The organism is Catenibacterium mitsuokai, assembly GCF_025148785.1.
Taxonomy (GTDB): domain Bacteria; phylum Bacillota_I; class Bacilli_A; order Erysipelotrichales; family Coprobacillaceae; genus Catenibacterium; species Catenibacterium mitsuoka.
This window is the reverse complement of sequence record NZ_CP102271.1, coordinates 1,531,267-1,550,913: the sequence shown is the minus strand read 5'-3', so window position 1 is coordinate 1,550,913 and position 19,647 is coordinate 1,531,267. Positions and strand designations below refer to the sequence as shown.

Genomic DNA, 19,647 nt, shown 5'->3' with positions numbered 1-19,647 from the left:
GGTGGGGGTTCTGCCTGTTTTTTAGATAAAAAATACTTTAAAGGTAACGTTTGCAGTATTATAATAGTGACAAGGTTATTGAGGAGGCAATATATATATGGTAAACATTATGTTATGTTGTGCAGCAGGTATGTCTACAAGTTTACTTGTTGAAAAAATGAAGAAAGAAGCAGAAAAACAAGGTATTGAAGCAAATATCTGGGCAGTCGGTGCGAATGAAGCAAAAGCAAACGGTGTTAAAGCAGATGTTGTATTACTTGGCCCACAGGTAAGATATCTTGAAGCAACTGTTAAGAAGGAAGTAGCACCAACTCCTGCACAGTTAATTGATATGCGTTCATATGGTCGTATGGATGGCGCTGCAGTATTAAAGCAGGCTATGGATCTAATTGAAGCAAATAAGTAATGAAATCCGCATATGCGGATTTTTTTGTTTTATAATGGTAATAGAGGTGAGCATGATGGAAACAATATCTATTACCAATAGAGGGTCTATACGTAAGTTTGTGGATGATGTATTTATTGATACAATAGAAAATATCTATGCTTTATTTGATTTGAAAATATCTTATTATGGTGTAAGTATCGCATATAAGAATACTGGTCAGTTGAAGAAATATAAGAGAGGAAAAATATTACATAACTATCTATCAAATAATGAACTAGAAAGAATCAATTTCTTTTCAGTACCAGATGATTTTGTGACAGTAGCATATGATTATCTCCTCTCTATTTCTATTAACTATAAAAATAACTTTATGACAGCGACATTTGATAAAAATATAATGAATCATGAATGTATTGAAGAAATTAAAACCCTATTAGATACCTTCATGGAAAAACCCTATATGCAGGAAATATATACGATGGATAAAGAAGAAACGCCTTTATTATATGCGATGGGAATTAAAAATAATTTCAAAACATTAAAAATACTTTCAAGTGAAGCAGTGAAGGAGGACGATGTATGAATCTTCTTGTATTAGGAAATGGCTTTGATTTACTACATGGGTTGCCAACAACCTATAAGGATTTTATCGATTTTACTACGTTATTTCGTATGTCGTTAGAAAAGAATGATATATCTCGTCGAGATTATGATTCACGTATGATAGATTTTATTCTTCATCTTTCTCTTGAATTATCCAATGAACTAGAATCTCTTATTAAAGATAATCTTTGGCTTATTCATCTAGAAAAAGAAACAATAGGAGAGGGCTGGAAGGATTTTGAAAAAGAGATGTCTGAAGTCATACAAAAGCTTGATGCAATCAGAGTTGAATGTGATATGCAGTTTAAATCAGGGCAGAAGGTCGCAAGAGTCAATGAGTATTTAGGCACATCTCTTCTTGATTTCTGGGGAGATCGTTGTTCTTTTTCCTCTATGGAGCCTATCAAAGAACTAAGAGATATCCTCACTCATGATCTCTTGCGTCTAACTAGGTGCCTAGAAATATATCTAGATGCATTTGTGAACCACCTAGACACTCCAAAATATGTAGAAAAACTACAAGTATTGAATGTAGATAAAGTATTAAGTTTTAATTATACGAATACATATGAACGTCTCTATGGTGACTCAGAAGTAGAATACGATTATATTCATGGTAAAGCAAATCTTGAACATGATATAGAAACATGTGATCTTGTCTTAGGAATAGATGAATATTTGACAGGAGAACGTAAAGATCAGGATAACGAATACATTGAATTCAAGAAATTCTACCAGCGTATATTTAAAAGGACAGGATGCCGTTATCTCACATGGTTGAAACAATCCCAGGAAGAACGTCTCAATATCTATATCTTTGGCCATTCTCTAGATGTCACTGATAAAGATATATTGAGACAACTTATTCTTGCTCGTCATGCCCATACAACCATATTCTATATTCATAAATCAGACTTAAAGAATCAGATTAAGAATCTTGTCAAGGTCATAGGGGAGGATGAATTGATTGAACGTGCCTATGGCTCTCATATCACAATACATTTCAAGAAGGTATAAGAAAAGACTCCATAATTTTGGAGTCTTATTTAATATCGCTGAATAAATCAGTTGAATATACGTTGTTGTCAATTAATTCTTTAAAAGAAGCTTTTACAACAGGTGCATCTTCTTTATATGTTACACCAAACCATGAATCCTGTACTTCTAATACCTTAACACTTAATTTATTATCTCTTAATAGTTCACCAATATAGATAGGTAATAAATATTCATCTTTTAGTGGATCTTTGATGTTTTCAAAGAATTCTACAAAACCTTCTTTTAAAGTATTTACGAATTCAGGAGTTAATCCCCAGAAGTTCATAGATACATTCACGTTAGGATCAATTTCTCTGTCTCCTACACGTGCACCAGTAGATGTCTTTTCAATATTCTTAGTTTCTTCTACATCTGTTAAGTATCCTTCATCATTGACTGCACAGATACCTCTAGTCACACCACCATTATCACTTAAAGTATTCTTTAAGATAAATCCTGCCATAGCTAGTTTTTCTGGATGTTCAGGTGTGTAGTCTAATAAGAAATCATGAATCTGTACAAATGCTTCTTTACCATAATAATCATCGGCATTAATAACTGCGAATGGTTCATTAATTAAACCATCACATGCAAGAACTGCCTGACCAGTACCCCAAGGCTTAGTACGTCCTTCAGGACATTTAATACCTTCTGGTAATGCCTTTAAATCCTGGAATGCATAAGCAATCTCTACATCATATTTCTTTACGACTTCTTCGATACGATTACCAATGACTTCTCTGAAGTCTGCTTCAATATCCTTACGGATAATGAAGATAATTTTGTTGAAACCGGCCGCAATGGCATCGTGGATTGAATAATCCATAATAATTTCACCATTAGGTCCAACTGGTTCTAACTGCTTGATTCCTCCACCAAAACGTGAGCCGATACCAGCAGCCATAATAACTAAACTTGTTTTCATTAGATACCTCCACTTTTACCTCTAGTAAAAGTATTCAATCATTTTTACCAACGCCATAATACACTATTTATATTCGAAAATCAAACTATTACAGTTAATCTACTCGATTTTATTAAGGAATTCTTAAGAAATTAGTATTTCACTAAGCAATATTAAGGAAAAGGAAAAAGCCTCACGAATGAGGCTTTAGGATACTAGTCTAAATCTTCGCCGTTAGATTTGAATGCTTTAGAGATCCAATAGAATGATTTCTTAGGTACTCTTCTTAAGTCTAATAGTTCTTCATCAGTTCTATTAACGTATACGAAACCATATCTCTTGGCAATCTGGCAGCTAGATGAAGGAATATCAATAGGTCCCCAAGTGATGTAACCTAAGCAGTCAACACCATCTTCAAGAATGGCATTCTTCATTTCCTGGATATGATTGCGATGATATTCAATTCTGTAATCATCATCTACAGTATCATTTTCATTTAATGATTCTCTTGCACCCATACCGTTTTCTAATACGAAGCAAGGAAGATCATATCTTTCGCTTAAAGTATTCATGACCCATCTAAATCCAATGGCATCCTTTTCCCAGCCCCATTCAGTCGCTTCTAGGTGAGGGTTCTTTACAACATGCTTTTCTACAATATCATTGAAAGGTGTAGTCATATCAAATTCACCTTCAGTGAGTGTATTAGAACGATAGTAAGAGAAGCATAAATAATCACATGTATACTTTAATAACTCTTCATCGCCTTCTTCAAATACAGGGAACCAACCTCTGTTTTTTAAGTATGCTGTATAATATCTAGGATATTTACCATTTGCTTGTACATAGCATACCCAGTCATTGACTAAATCATAAGCTTTCTGACAGAATAAGTTATTCTTTGGTGTATCAGTTGCAGGATAGAAGTTAGTAATAGTTGTCATGCCACCAAACTTAGCATCTGGTACGAGTTCTCTTAAAGCCTTAACAGCTTTACAATGAGCAATCATAACATTATGTGCGACCTGGTATAGATGTTCAGCTTTAGTTTTTCCCTCAGGAATAATTTCCGCATTTGAATAGATTAAGTTACATGAATGTAGGTTCTGTTCATTAAATGACATCCAATGCTTTACTCTATCACCAAAACGTTCCATACAAACTCTTGCATAACGTTCAAATAAATCAACAACCTTACGTGATGCAAAACCATTGTATTCCTTTACTAGATGATAAGGCATATCAAAATGAACTAATGTAATCATTGGAGTAATACCATTCGCAATTAATTCATCAATTAAATTATTATAGAACTGTACACCTTCTTCATTGACTTCATCATCTCCATTAGGAATAATACGGCTCCAGCAAATAGAGAAACGGTAGAAGTTGAATCCCATTTCTTTCATTAACTGAATATCCTCTTTATAACGATGATATTCATCAATTGCAACTTTCCAGTCTGCATGTCCTTCTGGTGTAGGTCTTACATCATAGATTGATAAACCCTTTCCGCCTTCATCCCAGGCACCTTCAGTCTGGAATGATGATACTGAGCCACCCCAGAAAAAATCTTTTGGTAATTTCTTTTCCATTTATTTGTCCTCCTCTATGGTACAATCTTATTCTCACATAAGCGTTTTAAGAAGTAAATATGTACAGGTATTAATTTATTTTTGTTTCAAAAAAGAACATTAAAAATCAAGTTTATTGAAAATACGTTTCATGATATAATTGAATCAGGTGATAAACAATGAGTATAATGACACAATTAGAATTCGCATTAGATTTCACACATGCTGAGGTGGAAATCGCCCATTACATATTGAATCATGGAGAAGATGTATTGAATTTATCAATTAAGGAATTGGCAAAAAGAACGTATACATCTCCTGCAACTATAGTTAGACTATGTCGCAAACTAGGATTAGAAGGATATAATGACTTTAAGATCAAGTATTCAGCAGAACTGCAATATACACTTACTAAAACCAAAAGAATCGATGTTAACTTTCCCTTTGGTCCAGAAGATAACTACCCACAGATTGCCTATAAACTCGGTACAATGAGCAGAGAAGTTATTGAAGATACAATTAAACTGATAGATTTTGATGATTTGCGTAAAGCGATAGAACTTATGAATCAATATGAGTCTATAGATATATATGGAAATGGTAATTCAATGTTAGAAGCATTAAGTTTCCAGCATAAGATGACGCGTATTGGACGTAACGTAAATATTCGTACACTAGAAGGAGAACAGATCTTTTTAGCTTATAACTCTTCTTCATCACATCTTGCAATGATTCTCTCTTATTCAGGAGAAACAGCTGAAATTATTCGCATTGCCCAGACATTAAAAGAGAAGGGGACAAAGATGATTGTGATTACTTCTCTAGGCGATAATCAGCTATCACATTATGGTGATGTGATACTAAGAGTTGGCTCAAGAGAGAAAATCTTTACTAAAATAGCTCCTTTTGCCTCAAATCTTTCTATGGAGTATATTTTAAATCTTATTTTCTCATGTATATTCCAACGTGATTATAATAGAAACTTAGAGAAAAAAGTCAGTTATGATAAAACAAAGGATGCAAGACATCCGGCTCGTTCTCCAGTTAATGATATATAATATGGGAAAATGTAATGCTTTTCATTTCCAAAAAATGAGTATATAATGGTTTTGCTGTGTAGGATATGCCCTGTGGCTACCTATTTAGGAGCTAACTTAATATTCTGCTGGCAAAATTTATATTTACGTCATATTGCGTATGCAAATGACAGTGGAGGAAACAAATGAATAACAAAAAAACAAAGAATCTGACTTTACTTGCATTATTTATTGCGATTGAAGCAGTGATGGTCATGGTACCATTTTTAGGATTTATCCCAATTGGACCATTAAGAGCCACTTTACTTCATGTTCCAGTTATTATTGCAGCAATTGTATTAGGTACTAAGCAGGGATGCTTGATTGGTCTTGTATTTGGTTTATCTTCATTATTAATGAACACAATGCAGCCAACAGTGACATCTTTCGTCTTCTCACCATTTATTAGTGGATCAGTACTTAGTGCAGTCATTGCGATTGTCCCAAGAGTTATGATTGGGTTTGTATCAGGTTCTATTTATCAGTTAATTAAGAATAAACAGCAGACTATTGCGACTGCAGTTGCTGCTTTCCTAGGTGCTTTAACAAATACAGTATTAGTATTAGGTGGTATCTGGGCTTTATTTGGTACATCTTATGCTAAGGCTATTGGTCAGGATGCAAGCAAGCTTGGAAGTTATTTCTTAGCAGTATCAAGCACACAGAGCTTACTTGAAGCTTTTGTGGGTGTTGTTATTGTGGTAATTGTCACAAAACCTCTCTTCGCTTTAATGAAGCGTGGATAATTTATAAATGAAAAGAGGGTATTAATAGATGAAAAAATTGATTATAGGGATTACTGGTTCTATTGCAGCATTTAAGACTGTACAGTTCATCAGTGATCTAGTGAAAGAAAAATATGAAATTGAAGTCATGCTCACTCCAAGTGCAGCGAAGTTTGTCACACCAACTTCTATTTCTGCTCTCACAAAGAAAAAAACATATATTGATGTCTTTGATGATGATCCAGGATGTATTACACATGTAGATATCGTCAAGGATGCTGATTTGTTTATGATTGTACCAGCGAGTGCAACAACCATCGCAAAATGTGCTAATGGTATTGCAGATAATATGTTGACAGCTGCTTTTCTAGCAGCTACATGTCCTAAACTCATTGCACCTGCAATGAATGTACATATGTATGAAAATAAAACAACACAGCGTAATATCCAAACTTTAAAGGATGATGGTGTTTTATTTGTAGAACCTGCTGTAGGTCTTCTTGCATGCGGTGATACAGGTAAAGGTAAACTTGCAGACTATGATCATCTTCATTTAATGATGGAATATGCACTTAGTGACCATCCATTACAAGGCAAAAAGGTATTAGTCACTGCAGGACCAACTCAAGAATCTTTAGATCCTGTACGTTTTCTTACAAACCACTCATCAGGTAAAATGGGATACTCAATTGCACGCGCTGCATTTATACTTGGTGCCAAGGTACGATTAATTCATGGCCCTACATCATTAAAGCCAGTGCCTTATATTATCAATCAATCTATTACAAGTGCCCAGGATTTATTTGAATGTGTAAAAAGACATCATATACATTATGACTATATTATTATGTCAGCTGCAGTAGCTGACTATACACCTGTAGAAACATCTACAGAAAAGATTAAGAAAAATGACAATGAACTTATTCTTAAACTAAAAAAGAATCCAGATATACTTGATTATATAGGGCATCATCAAGTTGAACATCAAGTGATATGTGGATTTGCGATGGAAACACAAGATTTAATTGAAAATGCATCAAAGAAATTAAATAAAAAACAATGTGATCTGATTATTGCGAACCATCTTAAAACAGAGGGTGCAGGATTTCAGGGTGATACAAATGTTGTTACTATTATTACTCAGGATTCTATGAAGGGTATCGATAAGATGTCTAAATCAGATCTAAGCTATATTATCTTAAAAGAATGTATGAAAATAGGAGCTAAGAAATAAGAATGCTATTGGTTATAGATATCGGTAATACAAATATTACTATTGGTGTTTACAAAGAAGATCATTTAGTAGGTCGTTTTCGTATGACAACACGTATGGAACGTACATCAGATGAATATGGCTTAATGCTTCATTCATACCTTCAAGCCTCTCACTTGAATGTAGAAGATGTTAAGGATGTCATTATTAGCTCGGTTGTACCAAAGATTAACTATTCTTTCTCAAGTTCCATTATTAAATACTTTCATATTAGACCACTATTTGTTGGCCCAGGTGTGAAAACAGGCATCAATATTCAAATTGATCATACATCTACTCTTGGTTCAGACCGTTTAGTGGATGCAGCTGGGGCTTATTATACATATGGTGGTCCCTGTCTCGTTATTGATTTTGGTACAGCGACTACTTATGATGTTATTACAGAGAAAGGTGTTTTCATTGGTGGAGTAATTGCACCAGGCATTGGTATAGAAGCCGGTGTTCTTTCTTCTATGGCTGCTCAGCTCCCTGAAATTGAATTAGTCAAACCACAGCATATTATTGCGAAAAATACAGTCACTGCAATGCAGGCTGGGGTAGTCTATGGCTATATTGGGAAGACTGAATATATTATCAAGAAGATAAAAGAAGAATATGGTCAGAATCTAAAAGTAGTTTCTACAGGAGGCTTAGGTAAGCTTATTGCGAAAGAAACTGACTTAATTGATATTTATGATCAGGAACTTACATTTAAAGGTTTAAAGATCATATATGATAAGAACAAGAAGGATCGTCACTGATCCTTCATTTTTTTTACAAATCTTATTGACACCTATATTATTATTTGGTATTATAAATAAGCACTCCTCGAGTGTTAGTGAGGCCGCATTCGTATAATGGCTATTATATCTGCTTGCCATGCAGAGGACGCCGGTTCGACTCCGGCATGTGGCTCCAATTTTAAAACTTTATATGCCGCATTCGTATAATGGCTATTATATCTGCTTGCCATGCAGAGGACGCCGGTTCAACTCCGGCATGTGGCTCCATTTAAAAATTTCATATGCCGCATTCGTATAATGGCTATTATATCTGCTTGCCATGCAGAGGACGCCGGTTCGACTCCGGCATGTGGCTCCATTTTAAAATTTTATAAGCCGCATTCGTATAATGGCTATTATATCTGCTTGCCATGCAGAGGACGCCGGTTCAACTCCGGCATGTGGCTCCATTGAAATCAACTAGGCTAAGGCCTAGTTTTTTTGTGCATCTTATACAATCATTTCTACAACTTAATTGGATGTGATATTCACATGTATTATATTATGGTATCATTTTTGTAAGGGAGAAAAATATGAAGACAAGAATTGAATTGATATCTGAAGATCAAAAAGAAGAAGTTGTCATTAAATGCTATCAGATAACAGATGAAATACAAAGTATGATCTCTTTCATAGAAAATGAGAAAAGAATAATTGGATACAAAAGGGGAACTGCCTATCTATTGAATATCAATGATATATATTACTTTGAAATAGTTGATCAAAAAGCATTTCTCTATTGCAAAAAGGAAATATATGAATCAAAGATGAAACTTTATGAATTTGAAAAAGAAACAGAAGGTACATCATTCTTTAGAGCATCTAAATCATTCATTATTAATGCGGATAAAATTGATTCTATTAAACCATCATTATCTGGAAGATTTGAAGTGATGCTGACTAATAAAGAGAAACTTATCGTTTCTAGACAATATGTACGTGTACTAAAACAAATGATTGGGTTGTAAGGAGAGTAATAATGAATAAAAAAGAATTAATGCATACAATGCTTGTAGAATATTTCGTAATATATAACTTATCAATGATGTGTACAATCTTATTCTGTTATTTTAACCAGCCACAAATAAAAATGCTTTCTGTATCTTATTTAGGACAGGTAGCAGTCTTCTCTTTGCTTGCTTGTCTACCTACTATAATCTATAGTTTCAAGTTGCAAAATGTAATAGTGAAGGATATTCTTCATACAATATTCTTAGAAGTTATACTTCTAACTGCAGGCTATCAAATCGGTATGTATCAGGATTTCTTGGGAGGAATTTTCTTCTTTATAACAATTATTATTGTAGATATATTAGTCAGACTCTTTAATTATATTAATGATTGTCGTATGGCTATAGAAATCAATAAAGCTCTGAAAAGTAGAAAGGGGTGACAACTATGAATAGTATTGAAATTAAACATCTTACAAAAACTTTTGGTGATATTAAAGCAGTAGATGACTTAAGCTTTACTGTAGAAAAGGGAACGTTCTTTTCCTTTCTAGGTGTTAATGGTGCAGGTAAGAGTACCACTATCTCTATGATATGTGGTGAACTTACAAGTGATACAGGAGAAATATACATTGAAGGCAAAGATATTAAAACACATATGGATGAAGTAAGAACTACTATAGGTGTTGTTTATCAAACTTCTGCATTAGATGATGTGCTCACAGTTTATGATAATCTCAAGTATCGTGCTGCTTTGTATGGTATTACAGGGGATTCTTTTAAGAAGAAACTAGAAGAACTCTCTCTATTATTAGATTTCAAAGACTTTTTAAAGAAACCTTTAAATAAGCTATCAGGAGGACAAAGAAGACGTATAGATATAGCTCGTGCTCTTATTCATGAACCAGAACTTCTTATCTTAGATGAACCAACAACTGGTTTAGATCCTCAAACAAGAAAAACATTATGGAAAGTTATTGATAATTTAAGAAAAGAAAAACATATGACTGTATTTCTTACGACTCATTATATGGAAGAAGCAGCTGAAGCAGATCAAGTTGTTATTATTGATCGTGGCCGTCAAATAGCTTCTGGAACACCACATGAATTAAAACAGAAATATGCTTATGATTATTTAAATATCTATCATGTAAAAGAAGAGGACATCAAGTCTTTAGGACATCCATATATATATAATAAGGATCATTACACAATCCGTATCAATCATCCAGGTGTTGTGAAAGAAATGATTCTTCAAAAACCAGAATTGTTTAATGACTTTGAACTAGTAAAAGGAAGAATGGATGATGTCTTCTTAAATGTAACAGGAAATAAACTCCCAGGAGGTGAACAAGTGTGAAACAGCTTTATCATCTTACATTAAGACATACAGTATTATTTTTTAAGGATAAAGGACGTTTCTTAACAGCTTTGATTACACCAATAGTCTTAATTGTCTTATATATGACATTTTTAGGTACTATCTATCATGATTCACTTGATAGTATAGTGAAATACTTTAATGTCTCTCAAAATACTATTGATGCTTTTGTGAATGGTTATCTCTTTTCTTCATTACTTGCGGTGAGTTGTGTCACAGTATCATTCTGTTCAAATATGATTATGGTACAAGATAAAGCAGATCATAAAATAAAGGACTTACTCATAGCACCTGTCAGTAAAACAACATTAGCTCTTAGTTATTTTATTTCTACTTTACTTATCACTATGATTATTAATATCACTGCGTTACTTGCATGCTTTATTGTATTAGGTACAAGTCACTTTGTCTTACCGTTAAAAGATGTATTATATTGTTTGCTAGATATCTTTTTACTTACTTTGTTTGGTGCTTCTTTATCATCTATTATTAATTATTTCCTTACAACACAAGGCCAGATTTCAGCTGTTAGTAGTGTAGTGAGTGCGGGATATGGTTTCTTATGTGGTGCTTATATGCCTATTTCTCAATTTACACCTGCAGTACGTACATTTATTAAGTTCCTGCCAGGGACATATGGCACATCGCTTATTCGTAATCATTTATTAAGAAGTTTATTTCTAAAACTAGGTACAAAAGTTCCTGCCAATGTAATGAATGAAATCCATCAAAGTTTTGATACATCATTTACACTTATGGGACATACTGTAACACAAAGTATGATGTATCTGATTATGATTGGCTCATGCTTTATCCTTACCTTAATTTACATATTCTTAAATCAATCAAAAATAAATATGTAAATTCTATGTATTTTTAATCCAAGGATTGAAAAATATGAGAAATAGTTTAAGATGTTTTTGTGGAGGATTTTTAGTAGTGCCATGAAAATCTTAAAGAAATTGATTATTATTGTTGCATTGGTGATCTGTTATGTATTTTCCAATGCAGTCAGTATTTATATATATAGTTTTAAAGATGATGCAAGAAATGCTGATGTTGCGATTGTATTAGGTGCATCTACATATAATGGGCATCCATCACCTGTTTATCAGGAAAGAATTAATCATGCTGTTGATTTATATAATAAGCATCTTGTAAAGAAAATCATTATGACAGGAGGATATGGAAAGGGAAATCCTGTAAGTGATGCTTATAATGCTAAGCTTTATGCAGTCAGTCAAGGTGTACCAGAAGATGATGTTCTTACGGAAGATCAATCTACAGTCACATTAGAGAATCTGATTAATGCAAAAAAGATTATGGATGTATATAATTATCAGACGGCATTAATTGTAAGTGATCCGTTACATATGAAAAGAGCTATGCTTCAAGCAAAAGATGCTGGGATCATAGCATATACCTCTCCTACACATTCTTCTCGTTTTCGTACAAGAGATACGAAGTTTAAATTTCTTAAACGTGAAGTAATCAATTATATTGGTTATAAATGGTATCGTCTCTTTAAATCCTTTATCAAGTTGTGATAAAATAGAAATAGAAGGGTGAAGGGAGTTGTTAGTATGTTTATGATTAATACAGGATGTATATGCTGTGCGATTCTTGCATTGACATTCTTGTTTTATTATATAGTTTGTTCATGTCTTAAGGGATTAGGAGTTTATTGTATTAGTGCATTTAAGGATGTACCTCGTGAAGAAAGCCGTTATTATGATAAGAGAAGAATTAGCCGTGCTCAAAGAAGAGCATTTAAGAAATGGTTCATTATATTAAGTGTAGGTGCCATACTTTCTTATTTTATTAGTCAGTATTTTGCCTATATTGCGATTGGACTATGGGCACTTATATTCTTTAAAGATATCTTTGTGAAAAAAGAGAACTTATTCAGAAACTATCGTATCTAATGGCCTATCGGGCCATTATTTTTTTAGAGGTTATTATGGAAAAATTATTACTTGTACTTATATGCATCCTAGGTATTGTAATGATGGTTAAAGGGCTGATTGCTCGTTTTAAATATCGTCTAAAGGCGACACGCTGTTCTTTGCAGGCTCCAGGAAAAATCATAGATATCAAACAGGATGAACATTATCTCTATATCATGACAATTCAATATTATGCAGAAGGTAAGTTTATAGAAAGAAAACCTTGTATCACTTATTTTCAGATGAAATATTTTAAAAATAATAAACGTGTTACAGTGGACTATGATCCAAACTCTCCTGATACGTTTATCATTGAAGAAGAACTATTTACTATACGATTCACTAATTTTCTTATATTTAGTGGTTTTGTATTGGTGTGTTGTGCTGCATTATTTATCATTTGAGGTCAATTATGAAGAAAATAATAATAATACTTCTTGGTGTACTTTTAACAGCTTGTACACCATCTTCAACAACTAAAAATAAAAAATATATTAACTCAGAAGGAACGACATTAGAAACACGTATTCTTGTACCAAAAGGATATCAAAGAGAACAAAGTGATGTTGCTCATTTCTTACAGATATATCCGTTAAAGAAAAATGGCAGTCCTATTCATTTATATAATGGAAAGAAGAAATTTAATCAAAATTCACAGATTGCTATCTTTAAGCTTCCACTAGAAAATGAAAACCTTCAACAAAGTGCCGACTCAGTTATGAGAGTCTATGCAGAATATTACTGGAACACTAAACAATACGATAAGATTCAGTTTCATTTAAGCGATGGATTTTTATTGTCTTATAATAAATGGAGAGAAGGGAATCGCGTTGTTATTAAGAATGATCATGCCAGTTATGTAAAGAGTGCTTCCTATGATGATTCTTATGAATGCTTTAAAAAATACTTGCGTATTGTATTTGCTTATTCAGGAAGTGCGAGCATGGTGAGTGAATCAACACCAATCAAACTGAATGAAATAAGAGTAGGAGATGTTTTCTTAAAAGGTGGTTCACCAGGACATGTTGTGATGATTGTAGATGTTTGTACAAATAAAGAAGGTAAGAAGGCTTTCTTACTTGCACAAGGCTATATGCCTGCTCAGGAATTTCATTTATTAAAGAATCCATCACATGATGATCCTTGGTATCATGAAGATGAAGTCAAATACCCATTTGAAACACCTGATTATACATTTGAGGAAGGTAGTTTAAGAAGATTATGTTATTGATGAATGTGTTTAGTGGTCACAGAATAGATCCATTACATATTAAGGAAGATGATATTCATCTAGAGGATATTGCTCATGCATTAAGTCTTATATGTCGAGGGAATGGTCATATTAAATATTTCTACTCTGTGGCACAGCATTCTCTCAACTGCGCGAAAGAAGCACAAAGCAGAGGCTATAATAAACATGTTGTTTTATCATGTTTATTTCATGATGCAAGTGAAGCTTATATGAGTGATCTCATCACTCCTATAAAAAAACAAATGAAAGAATATCAGGTAATAGAAGACAAGCTTCTAGAAACAATATTTCAAGCTTTTCATATTCAATTAAAGGATGAAGAAAAAATAATCTGGAAAGAGATGGATCACTTACTACTTGAAGCAGAATTAAAAGAGATGATGCCTCTAGAAGAAAATAGATCTTCTGTTACATTGATGAGTACACCTGATTTAAAGGAATATTATTATCGTGATATAGAAGAAGAGTTCAAGGTTTATGCACTACAATTATTGGAGGATTTATAATGAAGATATTTGTTACCTATACATTTAGAAGTAAAGAAGAGAGAGATGCCTTTTATCAATCTATTAGAGACAATCATATTCAGAAATTATCATCAGTGGATGAAGGATGTCTCAAATATTCTTATACACCTATAGATGATACTGTTCTTTATTTACAAGAAGAATGGGTATCTGAAGAATTACAGTTAAAACATTTGAAGCAGCCTCATATGGACTTGTTGAAGGAATTAAAGAATCAATATTCGTGTCAAACTACAGTGCGTCATGGAACGGCTTCTTTAGAGACAGAGCGTTTAGTATTAAGAGAGTTTAAAATAGAAGACGCAGATGATATGTACCATCATTGGGCTAATGATGAAAAGGTCACTCGTTATTTGACTTGGCCACCTCATCAAAATGTTGAAGATACAAAGCAGTTACTTGCTTCATGGATTGGGTCATATGAAAAGGGTGATTCATATAACTGGGGCATTGTAGTAAAGGATAAGAATACACTCATTGGAAGTATATCTGTCACAAATATTGATCAAAAAACAAATACAGTAGAAATTGGCTATTGTATTGGACAGGCTTATTGGGGTCATGGATATGTTGCCGAAGCACTTAGAGAAGTTATTTCTTATCTGTTTAAGGAAGGCTATGATGTTGTACGTGCAAGACATGATAAAAATAATCCTCATTCAGGTAGAGTGATGCAAAAAGCTGGTATGAAATATGAGGGCACTCTTAGAAAACATGGAAAAAATAATCAGGGAGTAGTAGATGATGTTTTTTATTCTATTCTTCCTGAAGAATTATAATAGGAGATCTTATGGAAGTTAGAGAAATATGCTTGGCACATGTCAAAGAGATATCACAATTATTTAATGAAATATTCTCCAGGGAACCATGGAATGATGAATGGAATGAAGAGGACCTATCTATTTATATGCATGATCTAGTAGGCAATCGCTTATCTCTTTCTATTGGCTTATATGATGGAGATAAACTCATTGGAATTGCGTTGGGTCGCATCAAACATTGGTATAATGGAAGAGAATTCTGGATTGATGAATTTGGAATTATGACGGATGAACAATCTAAAGGACTCGGTTCACAATTCATGGACTTAGTTGTTGATTATACGAAAAAAAGAGGAATAGACCGTATTATGTTGATTACGGAAAGAGAATTTCCTGCTTATTACTTTTATCAGAAAAATGGCTTCAAAGAACAATCATCACAGGTCGTATTCATGAAAGAATATTAAAGAAATAGGTGTGTACTTTTGTGTACGCACTTTTTTGTCTTAAAAAATGTATAGTTTAATCTTTTGATGACAAAATATACCCTATAAATTCCATATAATTACTATCATTTGTAAAATGAAAGCGCTATAATAGGAGTGGTTAAAATGTATTGTAAGGAGATTGATAATATGAAACTATTAGAACCAATTAAAGTAGGTCCAATCACATTGAAAAACCGTATCATGTTCCCACCAATGACAACTGGCTATGAAGAACGTGACGGTTCAATTTCTAAACAGAGCTTCAACTTCTATAAACGTATTGCAGAAGGTGGCGTATCTTATATCGTACTTGGAGACGTCGCACCAGTAAATACTGTTTCTCCAACACCAAAATTATTCAAGGATGAACAGATTCCAGCTTATAAAGAATTAGCTGATGCATTACATGAATTTGATTGTAAATTAGGTATTCAGATTTTCCATCCTGAATATGATGTTCAGGCTTTAGCTGAAATGTTTAAGAAGGGTGATATGCAGGCAGCTCGTGCTAAATTACATCATGATATGCTTCATTTCACTGATGAAGTAACTCCAGAAGCATTAAATACAATTCTTAAACAGATGGGTGAATGCGTAAGACGTGCTTATGAAGCAGGGGTAGATGTAGTAGAAGTTCATGGAGACCGTTTAGTAGGTGCTTTATGTTCTACAGTATTAAACCATCGTACAGATGAATATGGAGGAAGCTTCGAAAATAGAACACGTTTTGCATTACAGGTAGTAGAAAGCATTAAAGAACATGCCCCTCATATCTGTATTGACTATAAACTTCCAATCATCACTGATAACCCATTAAGAGGTAAAGGTGGATTAAAGATTGATGAAGCTGTTGAACTTGCTAAAAAGCTTGAAGAAGCAGGCGTTAATATGATCCATGTTGGACAGGCTAACCATACAGGTAACTTGAATGATACTATTCCAGCAATGGGTACTCAGCCATATTGCTTCATGCAGTCATATACTAAGAGAGTTAAAGATGCTGTAAGTATTCCAGTATCTGCGGTAGGACGTATCGTTACTCCACAGAATGGTGAAGCCTTAATCGAAAATGGTGTATGTGATATCGTAGGTTATGGACGTTCATTATTAGCTGATCCTGATTATGTTAAAAAGATTGAAGATGGACAGCCATGCAGAATTCGTTTATGTATGATGTGTAATAAGGGATGTACAGACTCTATCCAGAACAGAAAGTTCTTAAGCTGTGTCCTTAACGCAGAAAATGGTTATGAATATGAAAGAACAATTACACCTGCTGATACTAAGAAGAAGGTTGTTATTGTAGGTGCAGGACCTGCAGGTTTAGAAGCTGCTAGAGTTGCTGCTGTGAAAGGCCATGATGTTATTGTTTATGACAAGGATACTAAAGTAGGCGGACAGTTAAATATTGCTTCTGTACCACCTAGAAAAGAAGAAATGAATCGTGCTATTCATTATCTCGCAAATGAAGTAAAAGTATTAGGCGTTGATTTACGTTTAGGTAAAGCTGTTACTTGCGAAGATATCTTAGCTGATCAGCCTGATGAAGTCATTGTTGCAACAGGTGCTTGTAATTTCATCTTAAATATCCCAGGTAAGGATATGCCTCATGTACAGGATGCTTGGAAGGTACTTTCTAATGAACAGTTCCCAGCAGGAAGAATCGTTGTAATCGGTGGTGGACTTGTAGGTGCTGAAACAGCTGAATACCTTGCACTTAGAGGTAATGATGTCAGTATCGTAGAAATGATGGATACTATCGCAAAAGAAGAATCAACTACAATTCGTCCAGAAATGATGGCTGATTTTGAAAAGCATGGTGTTAAACAGTTTACTAATACCAAGGTAACAGAAATCACTGCAACTACAGTAGAAGCAGAAACTGCAGAAGGTAAAGTTTCACTTCCATGTGATTATGTAGTATTTGCAGTAGGTGCTCGTTCTAATGCATTTGACATTACTGCATTAGAAGAAAAGAACATCCATGTGCAAACAATTGGTGATGCAAATAAGGTTGCAGACATCAATTCAGCTATTGAATCTGGTTATCTTGCAGCAAACGCATTATAAGAAGCTTAAGACAGGCGGTGCCTGTCTTTTTTGTGTTATAATAAGTTTCTCAAGGAGGTGAGACTATGGCACATGTTCCAACATATCTAGTGATAGATATTAAATCATTTTATGCATCTGTAGAATGTCTAGAGAGAGGACTCGATCCACTAGACACCAATCTCGTTGTCGCGGATGCCTCACGTACAGAAAAAACCATATGCCTTGCCGTCTCTCCGAGTTTAAAAGCCTATGGTCTTCCTGGACGTGCAAGACTCTTTGAAGTCATTTCTAAACTTAAACAACTCAATCATCAAAGAGAACCACTTGATGGAAGTTCTTTTCTTGCATCAAATCTTAATAAGAATAAACATAAAGCCATAGATTACATTATTGCGAAACCTCGTATGTCTCTCTATCTAGAATATTCAACACGCATTTATTCTATATATTTAAAGTATTTCTCTCCTGATGATATTCATGTCTATTCTATTGATGAAGTCTTTATTGATGCAACACATTATCTTGATACATATGAGTTAGATGCCTTTCATCTTGTTCAAAATATTATTCATGATATATATAAAGAAGTGGGTATTACTGTGACTGCAGGAATAGGAACGAATCTCTATCTTGCAAAGGTGGCTATGGATATTGTCGCTAAACATAAAGAACCAGACGAAAAAGGGGCCCGTATTGCGTACTTAAACACATATGCCTATAGAAAACTATTATGGTCTCATACACCTTTGACCGACTTCTGGAGAGTCGGTAAAGGTATCTCTAAGAAACTCAATAATATCGGGTTATATACAATGGGAGATATCGCAAGATGCTCATTAGAAGATGAAGAAAAACTATACAATCTATTTGGAGTCAATGCAGAACTGCTTATTGATCATGCCTGGGGCTGGGAACCTTGTACCATGTCTGCCATTAAAGCCTATAAAGCACCTTCTAAAAGTATAGGAACCGGGCAGGTATTATCATGTGCTTATGATTATAAGCAAACTGAAATCATTTTAAAGGAAATGATAGAATCATTAAGTCTGGATTTGTTTGAAAAGCATCTAGTGACTAATAAACTTGTTCTTACAATTGGCTATGATATTGAGAATATGAAGGATTATCATGGAGAACTCATGGAAGATCGTTATGGAAGGAAACTTCCAAAGCATCTCCATGGAACAATTAATCTAGATAGATACACATCTTCTTTTAAGCTCATGTGCGATGCCTTATTACGTTTCTATCACTTACATATAAATCATGCACTTACAATAAGAAGAATTCAGCTCAATGCCACACAGGTAAGAAGTGATGACGATATTCCTATGACCTATAAACAGCTTTCTTTATTTGATGAAGAAAAGATAGAAGTGGACTTATCTAAAGAAAAGAAACTGCAGGGTGTGACACTTGATATTAAGAAGAAATATGGCAAGAACGCCTTGCTTAAAGGGGCTGATCTTCAGGAAGGTGCCACAACTAGAGAAAGAAATAAGATGATAGGAGGACATAAAGCATGAATTATGACGATATAATCAATATGAAACATCCTACTTCACCGAATCATCCTAGAATGTCCATGAATAATAGAGCAGCTCAGTTTGCACCGTTTGCGGCTCTTAAAACACATGTAGATAAAATAAGTGAAGCAGGAAGACTAACTACTCAAAAACGTATATTAGATGAAGATCAAAGACAAGTATTAAATAGAGTGCTTAACAATCTACTTATTAATAAAAAAGAACATCCTTCTATCACGATAGATTATTTTCTAGAAGATGAGTATAAAGAGGGTGGGTCTTATATGACTGTAAGAGGACAGTTTAAAGATATTGATGAAATCAATAAAAGAGTGCTACTACTAGATAAAACAACCATTCTCATCGAAGATATTTATCATATAAGTATACTAAAGGATTAAGACTGATTCATTTCAGTCTTT

At 33.8% G+C, this 19,647-nt stretch carries 23 protein-coding genes and 4 tRNA genes; 25 read left to right on the top strand and 2 right to left on the bottom strand.

Annotation, left to right across the window (positions count from 1 at the left end; translation table 11 throughout):
* The first annotated feature begins 97 nt into the window (after positions 1–97).
* The 3 genes from NQ499_RS07955 to NQ499_RS07945 are packed head-to-tail and all read left to right on the top strand — an operon-like array spanning position 98 to position 2,008.
* Positions 98–406: a PTS sugar transporter subunit IIB gene (locus tag NQ499_RS07955; RefSeq protein WP_006505340.1), complete on the top strand. Its 309-nt coding sequence runs from the start codon at positions 98–100 to the stop codon at positions 404–406.
* 52 nt (positions 407–458) lie between these two features.
* A complete protein-coding gene (locus NQ499_RS07950; protein ID WP_155812617.1) occupies positions 459–971 on the top strand; it encodes a hypothetical protein in 513 nt (170 codons plus the stop codon).
* A complete protein-coding gene (locus NQ499_RS07945) occupies positions 968–2,008 on the top strand; it encodes a bacteriophage abortive infection AbiH family protein (protein ID WP_006505342.1) in 1,041 nt (346 codons plus the stop codon). Before NQ499_RS07950 ends, NQ499_RS07945 begins: the two co-directional genes overlap by 4 nt.
* Positions 2,009–2,033: 25 nt before the next feature.
* Here the strand turns inward: NQ499_RS07945 and NQ499_RS07940 are convergent, their stop codons facing one another.
* Both NQ499_RS07940 and NQ499_RS07935 read right to left on the bottom strand, forming a co-directional pair.
* Positions 2,034–2,954, bottom strand: coding sequence for a sugar phosphate nucleotidyltransferase (locus NQ499_RS07940; RefSeq protein ID WP_259848473.1), 921 nt, complete (start codon positions 2,952–2,954; stop codon positions 2,034–2,036).
* Positions 2,955–3,148: 194 nt separating this feature from the next.
* Positions 3,149–4,528, bottom strand: a complete 1,380-nt coding sequence (locus tag NQ499_RS07935; RefSeq protein ID WP_259848472.1) for a glycoside hydrolase family 1 protein — start codon at positions 4,526–4,528, stop codon at positions 3,149–3,151.
* Between the two features lie 158 nt (positions 4,529–4,686).
* On the opposite strand from NQ499_RS07935, the gene NQ499_RS07930 reads away from it, so the two are divergent.
* From NQ499_RS07930 to NQ499_RS07825, 22 genes are all read left to right on the top strand, one after another.
* Positions 4,687–5,565: a MurR/RpiR family transcriptional regulator gene (locus tag NQ499_RS07930; protein WP_006505185.1), complete on the top strand. Its 879-nt coding sequence runs from the start codon at positions 4,687–4,689 to the stop codon at positions 5,563–5,565.
* Positions 5,566–5,729: 164 nt separating this feature from the next.
* Complete coding sequence (locus NQ499_RS07925; RefSeq protein ID WP_006505184.1) at positions 5,730–6,329, top strand: ECF transporter S component; 600 nt, start codon at positions 5,730–5,732, stop codon at positions 6,327–6,329.
* A 28-nt stretch (positions 6,330–6,357) separates the two neighbouring features.
* Positions 6,358–7,542, top strand: a complete 1,185-nt coding sequence (gene coaBC, locus NQ499_RS07920; RefSeq protein WP_006505183.1) for a bifunctional phosphopantothenoylcysteine decarboxylase/phosphopantothenate--cysteine ligase CoaBC — start codon at positions 6,358–6,360, stop codon at positions 7,540–7,542.
* Positions 7,543–7,544: 2 nt separating this feature from the next.
* A complete protein-coding gene (locus tag NQ499_RS07915; RefSeq protein ID WP_006505182.1) occupies positions 7,545–8,321 on the top strand; it encodes a type III pantothenate kinase in 777 nt (258 codons plus the stop codon).
* A gap of 82 nt (positions 8,322–8,403) precedes the next feature.
* A tRNA-Gly gene (locus NQ499_RS07910) sits at positions 8,404–8,478 on the top strand.
* 17 nt (positions 8,479–8,495) lie between these two features.
* A tRNA-Gly gene (locus NQ499_RS07905) sits at positions 8,496–8,570 on the top strand.
* A 16-nt stretch (positions 8,571–8,586) separates the two neighbouring features.
* A tRNA-Gly gene (locus tag NQ499_RS07900) sits at positions 8,587–8,661 on the top strand.
* 16 nt (positions 8,662–8,677) lie between these two features.
* A tRNA-Gly gene (locus NQ499_RS07895) sits at positions 8,678–8,752 on the top strand.
* Positions 8,753–8,875: 123 nt separating this feature from the next.
* On the top strand, positions 8,876–9,310 hold the full coding sequence (locus NQ499_RS07890; RefSeq protein ID WP_006505685.1) for a LytTR family DNA-binding domain-containing protein: 435 nt from the start codon (positions 8,876–8,878) through the stop codon (positions 9,308–9,310).
* An 11-nt stretch (positions 9,311–9,321) separates the two neighbouring features.
* Complete coding sequence (locus NQ499_RS07885) at positions 9,322–9,735, top strand: hypothetical protein (protein WP_006505686.1); 414 nt, start codon at positions 9,322–9,324, stop codon at positions 9,733–9,735.
* A 5-nt stretch (positions 9,736–9,740) separates the two neighbouring features.
* Complete coding sequence (locus NQ499_RS07880) at positions 9,741–10,652, top strand: ABC transporter ATP-binding protein (RefSeq protein WP_006505687.1); 912 nt, start codon at positions 9,741–9,743, stop codon at positions 10,650–10,652.
* A complete protein-coding gene (locus NQ499_RS07875) occupies positions 10,649–11,536 on the top strand; it encodes an ABC transporter permease (protein ID WP_006505688.1) in 888 nt (295 codons plus the stop codon). The genes NQ499_RS07880 and NQ499_RS07875 overlap by 4 nt, the downstream gene beginning before the upstream one ends.
* Before the next feature lie 81 nt (positions 11,537–11,617).
* A complete protein-coding gene (locus NQ499_RS07870; RefSeq protein ID WP_155812648.1) occupies positions 11,618–12,220 on the top strand; it encodes a YdcF family protein in 603 nt (200 codons plus the stop codon).
* 36 nt (positions 12,221–12,256) lie between these two features.
* Positions 12,257–12,598, top strand: coding sequence for a DUF3784 domain-containing protein (locus NQ499_RS07865; protein WP_050772171.1), 342 nt, complete (start codon positions 12,257–12,259; stop codon positions 12,596–12,598).
* A 35-nt stretch (positions 12,599–12,633) separates the two neighbouring features.
* Positions 12,634–13,023: a DUF3592 domain-containing protein gene (locus NQ499_RS07860; RefSeq protein ID WP_040389866.1), complete on the top strand. Its 390-nt coding sequence runs from the start codon at positions 12,634–12,636 to the stop codon at positions 13,021–13,023.
* Positions 13,024–13,031: 8 nt separating this feature from the next.
* Complete coding sequence (locus tag NQ499_RS07855; protein WP_006505692.1) at positions 13,032–13,850, top strand: DUF4846 domain-containing protein; 819 nt, start codon at positions 13,032–13,034, stop codon at positions 13,848–13,850.
* Positions 13,841–14,377, top strand: a complete 537-nt coding sequence (locus NQ499_RS07850) for an HD domain-containing protein (protein ID WP_006505693.1) — start codon at positions 13,841–13,843, stop codon at positions 14,375–14,377. Before NQ499_RS07855 ends, NQ499_RS07850 begins: the two co-directional genes overlap by 10 nt.
* Complete coding sequence (locus NQ499_RS07845) at positions 14,377–15,177, top strand: GNAT family N-acetyltransferase (RefSeq protein WP_006505694.1); 801 nt, start codon at positions 14,377–14,379, stop codon at positions 15,175–15,177. Before NQ499_RS07850 ends, NQ499_RS07845 begins: the two co-directional genes overlap by 1 nt.
* An 11-nt stretch (positions 15,178–15,188) precedes the next feature.
* A complete protein-coding gene (locus NQ499_RS07840; protein ID WP_006505695.1) occupies positions 15,189–15,626 on the top strand; it encodes a GNAT family N-acetyltransferase in 438 nt (145 codons plus the stop codon).
* 168 nt (positions 15,627–15,794) lie between these two features.
* Positions 15,795–17,717 carry a bilirubin reductase, long form gene (gene bilR, locus NQ499_RS07835; protein ID WP_040389875.1) on the top strand — a complete coding sequence of 641 codons (1,923 nt, stop codon included), beginning with the start codon at positions 15,795–15,797 and terminating at the stop codon, positions 17,715–17,717.
* A 65-nt stretch (positions 17,718–17,782) separates the two neighbouring features.
* A complete protein-coding gene (locus tag NQ499_RS07830; protein WP_006505697.1) occupies positions 17,783–19,225 on the top strand; it encodes a Y-family DNA polymerase in 1,443 nt (480 codons plus the stop codon).
* On the top strand, positions 19,222–19,626 hold the full coding sequence (locus tag NQ499_RS07825) for a hypothetical protein (protein WP_006505698.1): 405 nt from the start codon (positions 19,222–19,224) through the stop codon (positions 19,624–19,626). The genes NQ499_RS07830 and NQ499_RS07825 overlap by 4 nt, the downstream gene beginning before the upstream one ends.
* The last annotated feature ends 21 nt before the right edge of the window (positions 19,627–19,647 follow it).

Excerpts from the sequence above, each read along its gene's own strand:
- NQ499_RS07925 (WP_006505184.1), top strand. The coding sequence starts at position 5,730 with ATGAATAACAAAAAAACAAAGAATCTGACTTTACTTGCATTATTTATT.
- NQ499_RS07930 (WP_006505185.1), top strand. The coding sequence starts at position 4,687 with ATGAGTATAATGACACAATTAGAATTCGCATTAGATTTCACACATGCT.
- NQ499_RS07830 (WP_006505697.1), top strand. The coding sequence starts at position 17,783 with ATGGCACATGTTCCAACATATCTAGTGATAGATATTAAATCATTTTAT.
- NQ499_RS07870 (WP_155812648.1), top strand. The coding sequence starts at position 11,618 with ATGAAAATCTTAAAGAAATTGATTATTATTGTTGCATTGGTGATCTGT.
- NQ499_RS07880 (WP_006505687.1), top strand. The coding sequence starts at position 9,741 with ATGAATAGTATTGAAATTAAACATCTTACAAAAACTTTTGGTGATATT.
- NQ499_RS07935 (WP_259848472.1), bottom strand. The coding sequence starts at position 4,528 with ATGGAAAAGAAATTACCAAAAGATTTTTTCTGGGGTGGCTCAGTATCA.
- NQ499_RS07950 (WP_155812617.1), top strand. The coding sequence starts at position 459 with ATGATGGAAACAATATCTATTACCAATAGAGGGTCTATACGTAAGTTT.
- NQ499_RS07855 (WP_006505692.1), top strand. The coding sequence starts at position 13,032 with ATGAAGAAAATAATAATAATACTTCTTGGTGTACTTTTAACAGCTTGT.
- NQ499_RS07890 (WP_006505685.1), top strand. The coding sequence starts at position 8,876 with ATGAAGACAAGAATTGAATTGATATCTGAAGATCAAAAAGAAGAAGTT.
- NQ499_RS07885 (WP_006505686.1), top strand. The coding sequence starts at position 9,322 with ATGAATAAAAAAGAATTAATGCATACAATGCTTGTAGAATATTTCGTA.
- NQ499_RS07945 (WP_006505342.1), top strand. The coding sequence starts at position 968 with ATGAATCTTCTTGTATTAGGAAATGGCTTTGATTTACTACATGGGTTG.
- bilR (WP_040389875.1), top strand. The coding sequence starts at position 15,795 with ATGAAACTATTAGAACCAATTAAAGTAGGTCCAATCACATTGAAAAAC.
- NQ499_RS07825 (WP_006505698.1), top strand. The coding sequence starts at position 19,222 with ATGAATTATGACGATATAATCAATATGAAACATCCTACTTCACCGAAT.
- NQ499_RS07915 (WP_006505182.1), top strand. The coding sequence starts at position 7,545 with ATGCTATTGGTTATAGATATCGGTAATACAAATATTACTATTGGTGTT.
- NQ499_RS07840 (WP_006505695.1), top strand. The coding sequence starts at position 15,189 with ATGGAAGTTAGAGAAATATGCTTGGCACATGTCAAAGAGATATCACAA.
- NQ499_RS07955 (WP_006505340.1), top strand. The coding sequence starts at position 98 with ATGGTAAACATTATGTTATGTTGTGCAGCAGGTATGTCTACAAGTTTA.
- NQ499_RS07860 (WP_040389866.1), top strand. The coding sequence starts at position 12,634 with ATGGAAAAATTATTACTTGTACTTATATGCATCCTAGGTATTGTAATG.
- NQ499_RS07845 (WP_006505694.1), top strand. The coding sequence starts at position 14,377 with ATGAAGATATTTGTTACCTATACATTTAGAAGTAAAGAAGAGAGAGAT.
- NQ499_RS07865 (WP_050772171.1), top strand. The coding sequence starts at position 12,257 with ATGTTTATGATTAATACAGGATGTATATGCTGTGCGATTCTTGCATTG.
- coaBC (WP_006505183.1), top strand. The coding sequence starts at position 6,358 with ATGAAAAAATTGATTATAGGGATTACTGGTTCTATTGCAGCATTTAAG.
- NQ499_RS07940 (WP_259848473.1), bottom strand. The coding sequence starts at position 2,954 with ATGAAAACAAGTTTAGTTATTATGGCTGCTGGTATCGGCTCACGTTTT.
- NQ499_RS07850 (WP_006505693.1), top strand. The coding sequence starts at position 13,841 with ATGTTATTGATGAATGTGTTTAGTGGTCACAGAATAGATCCATTACAT.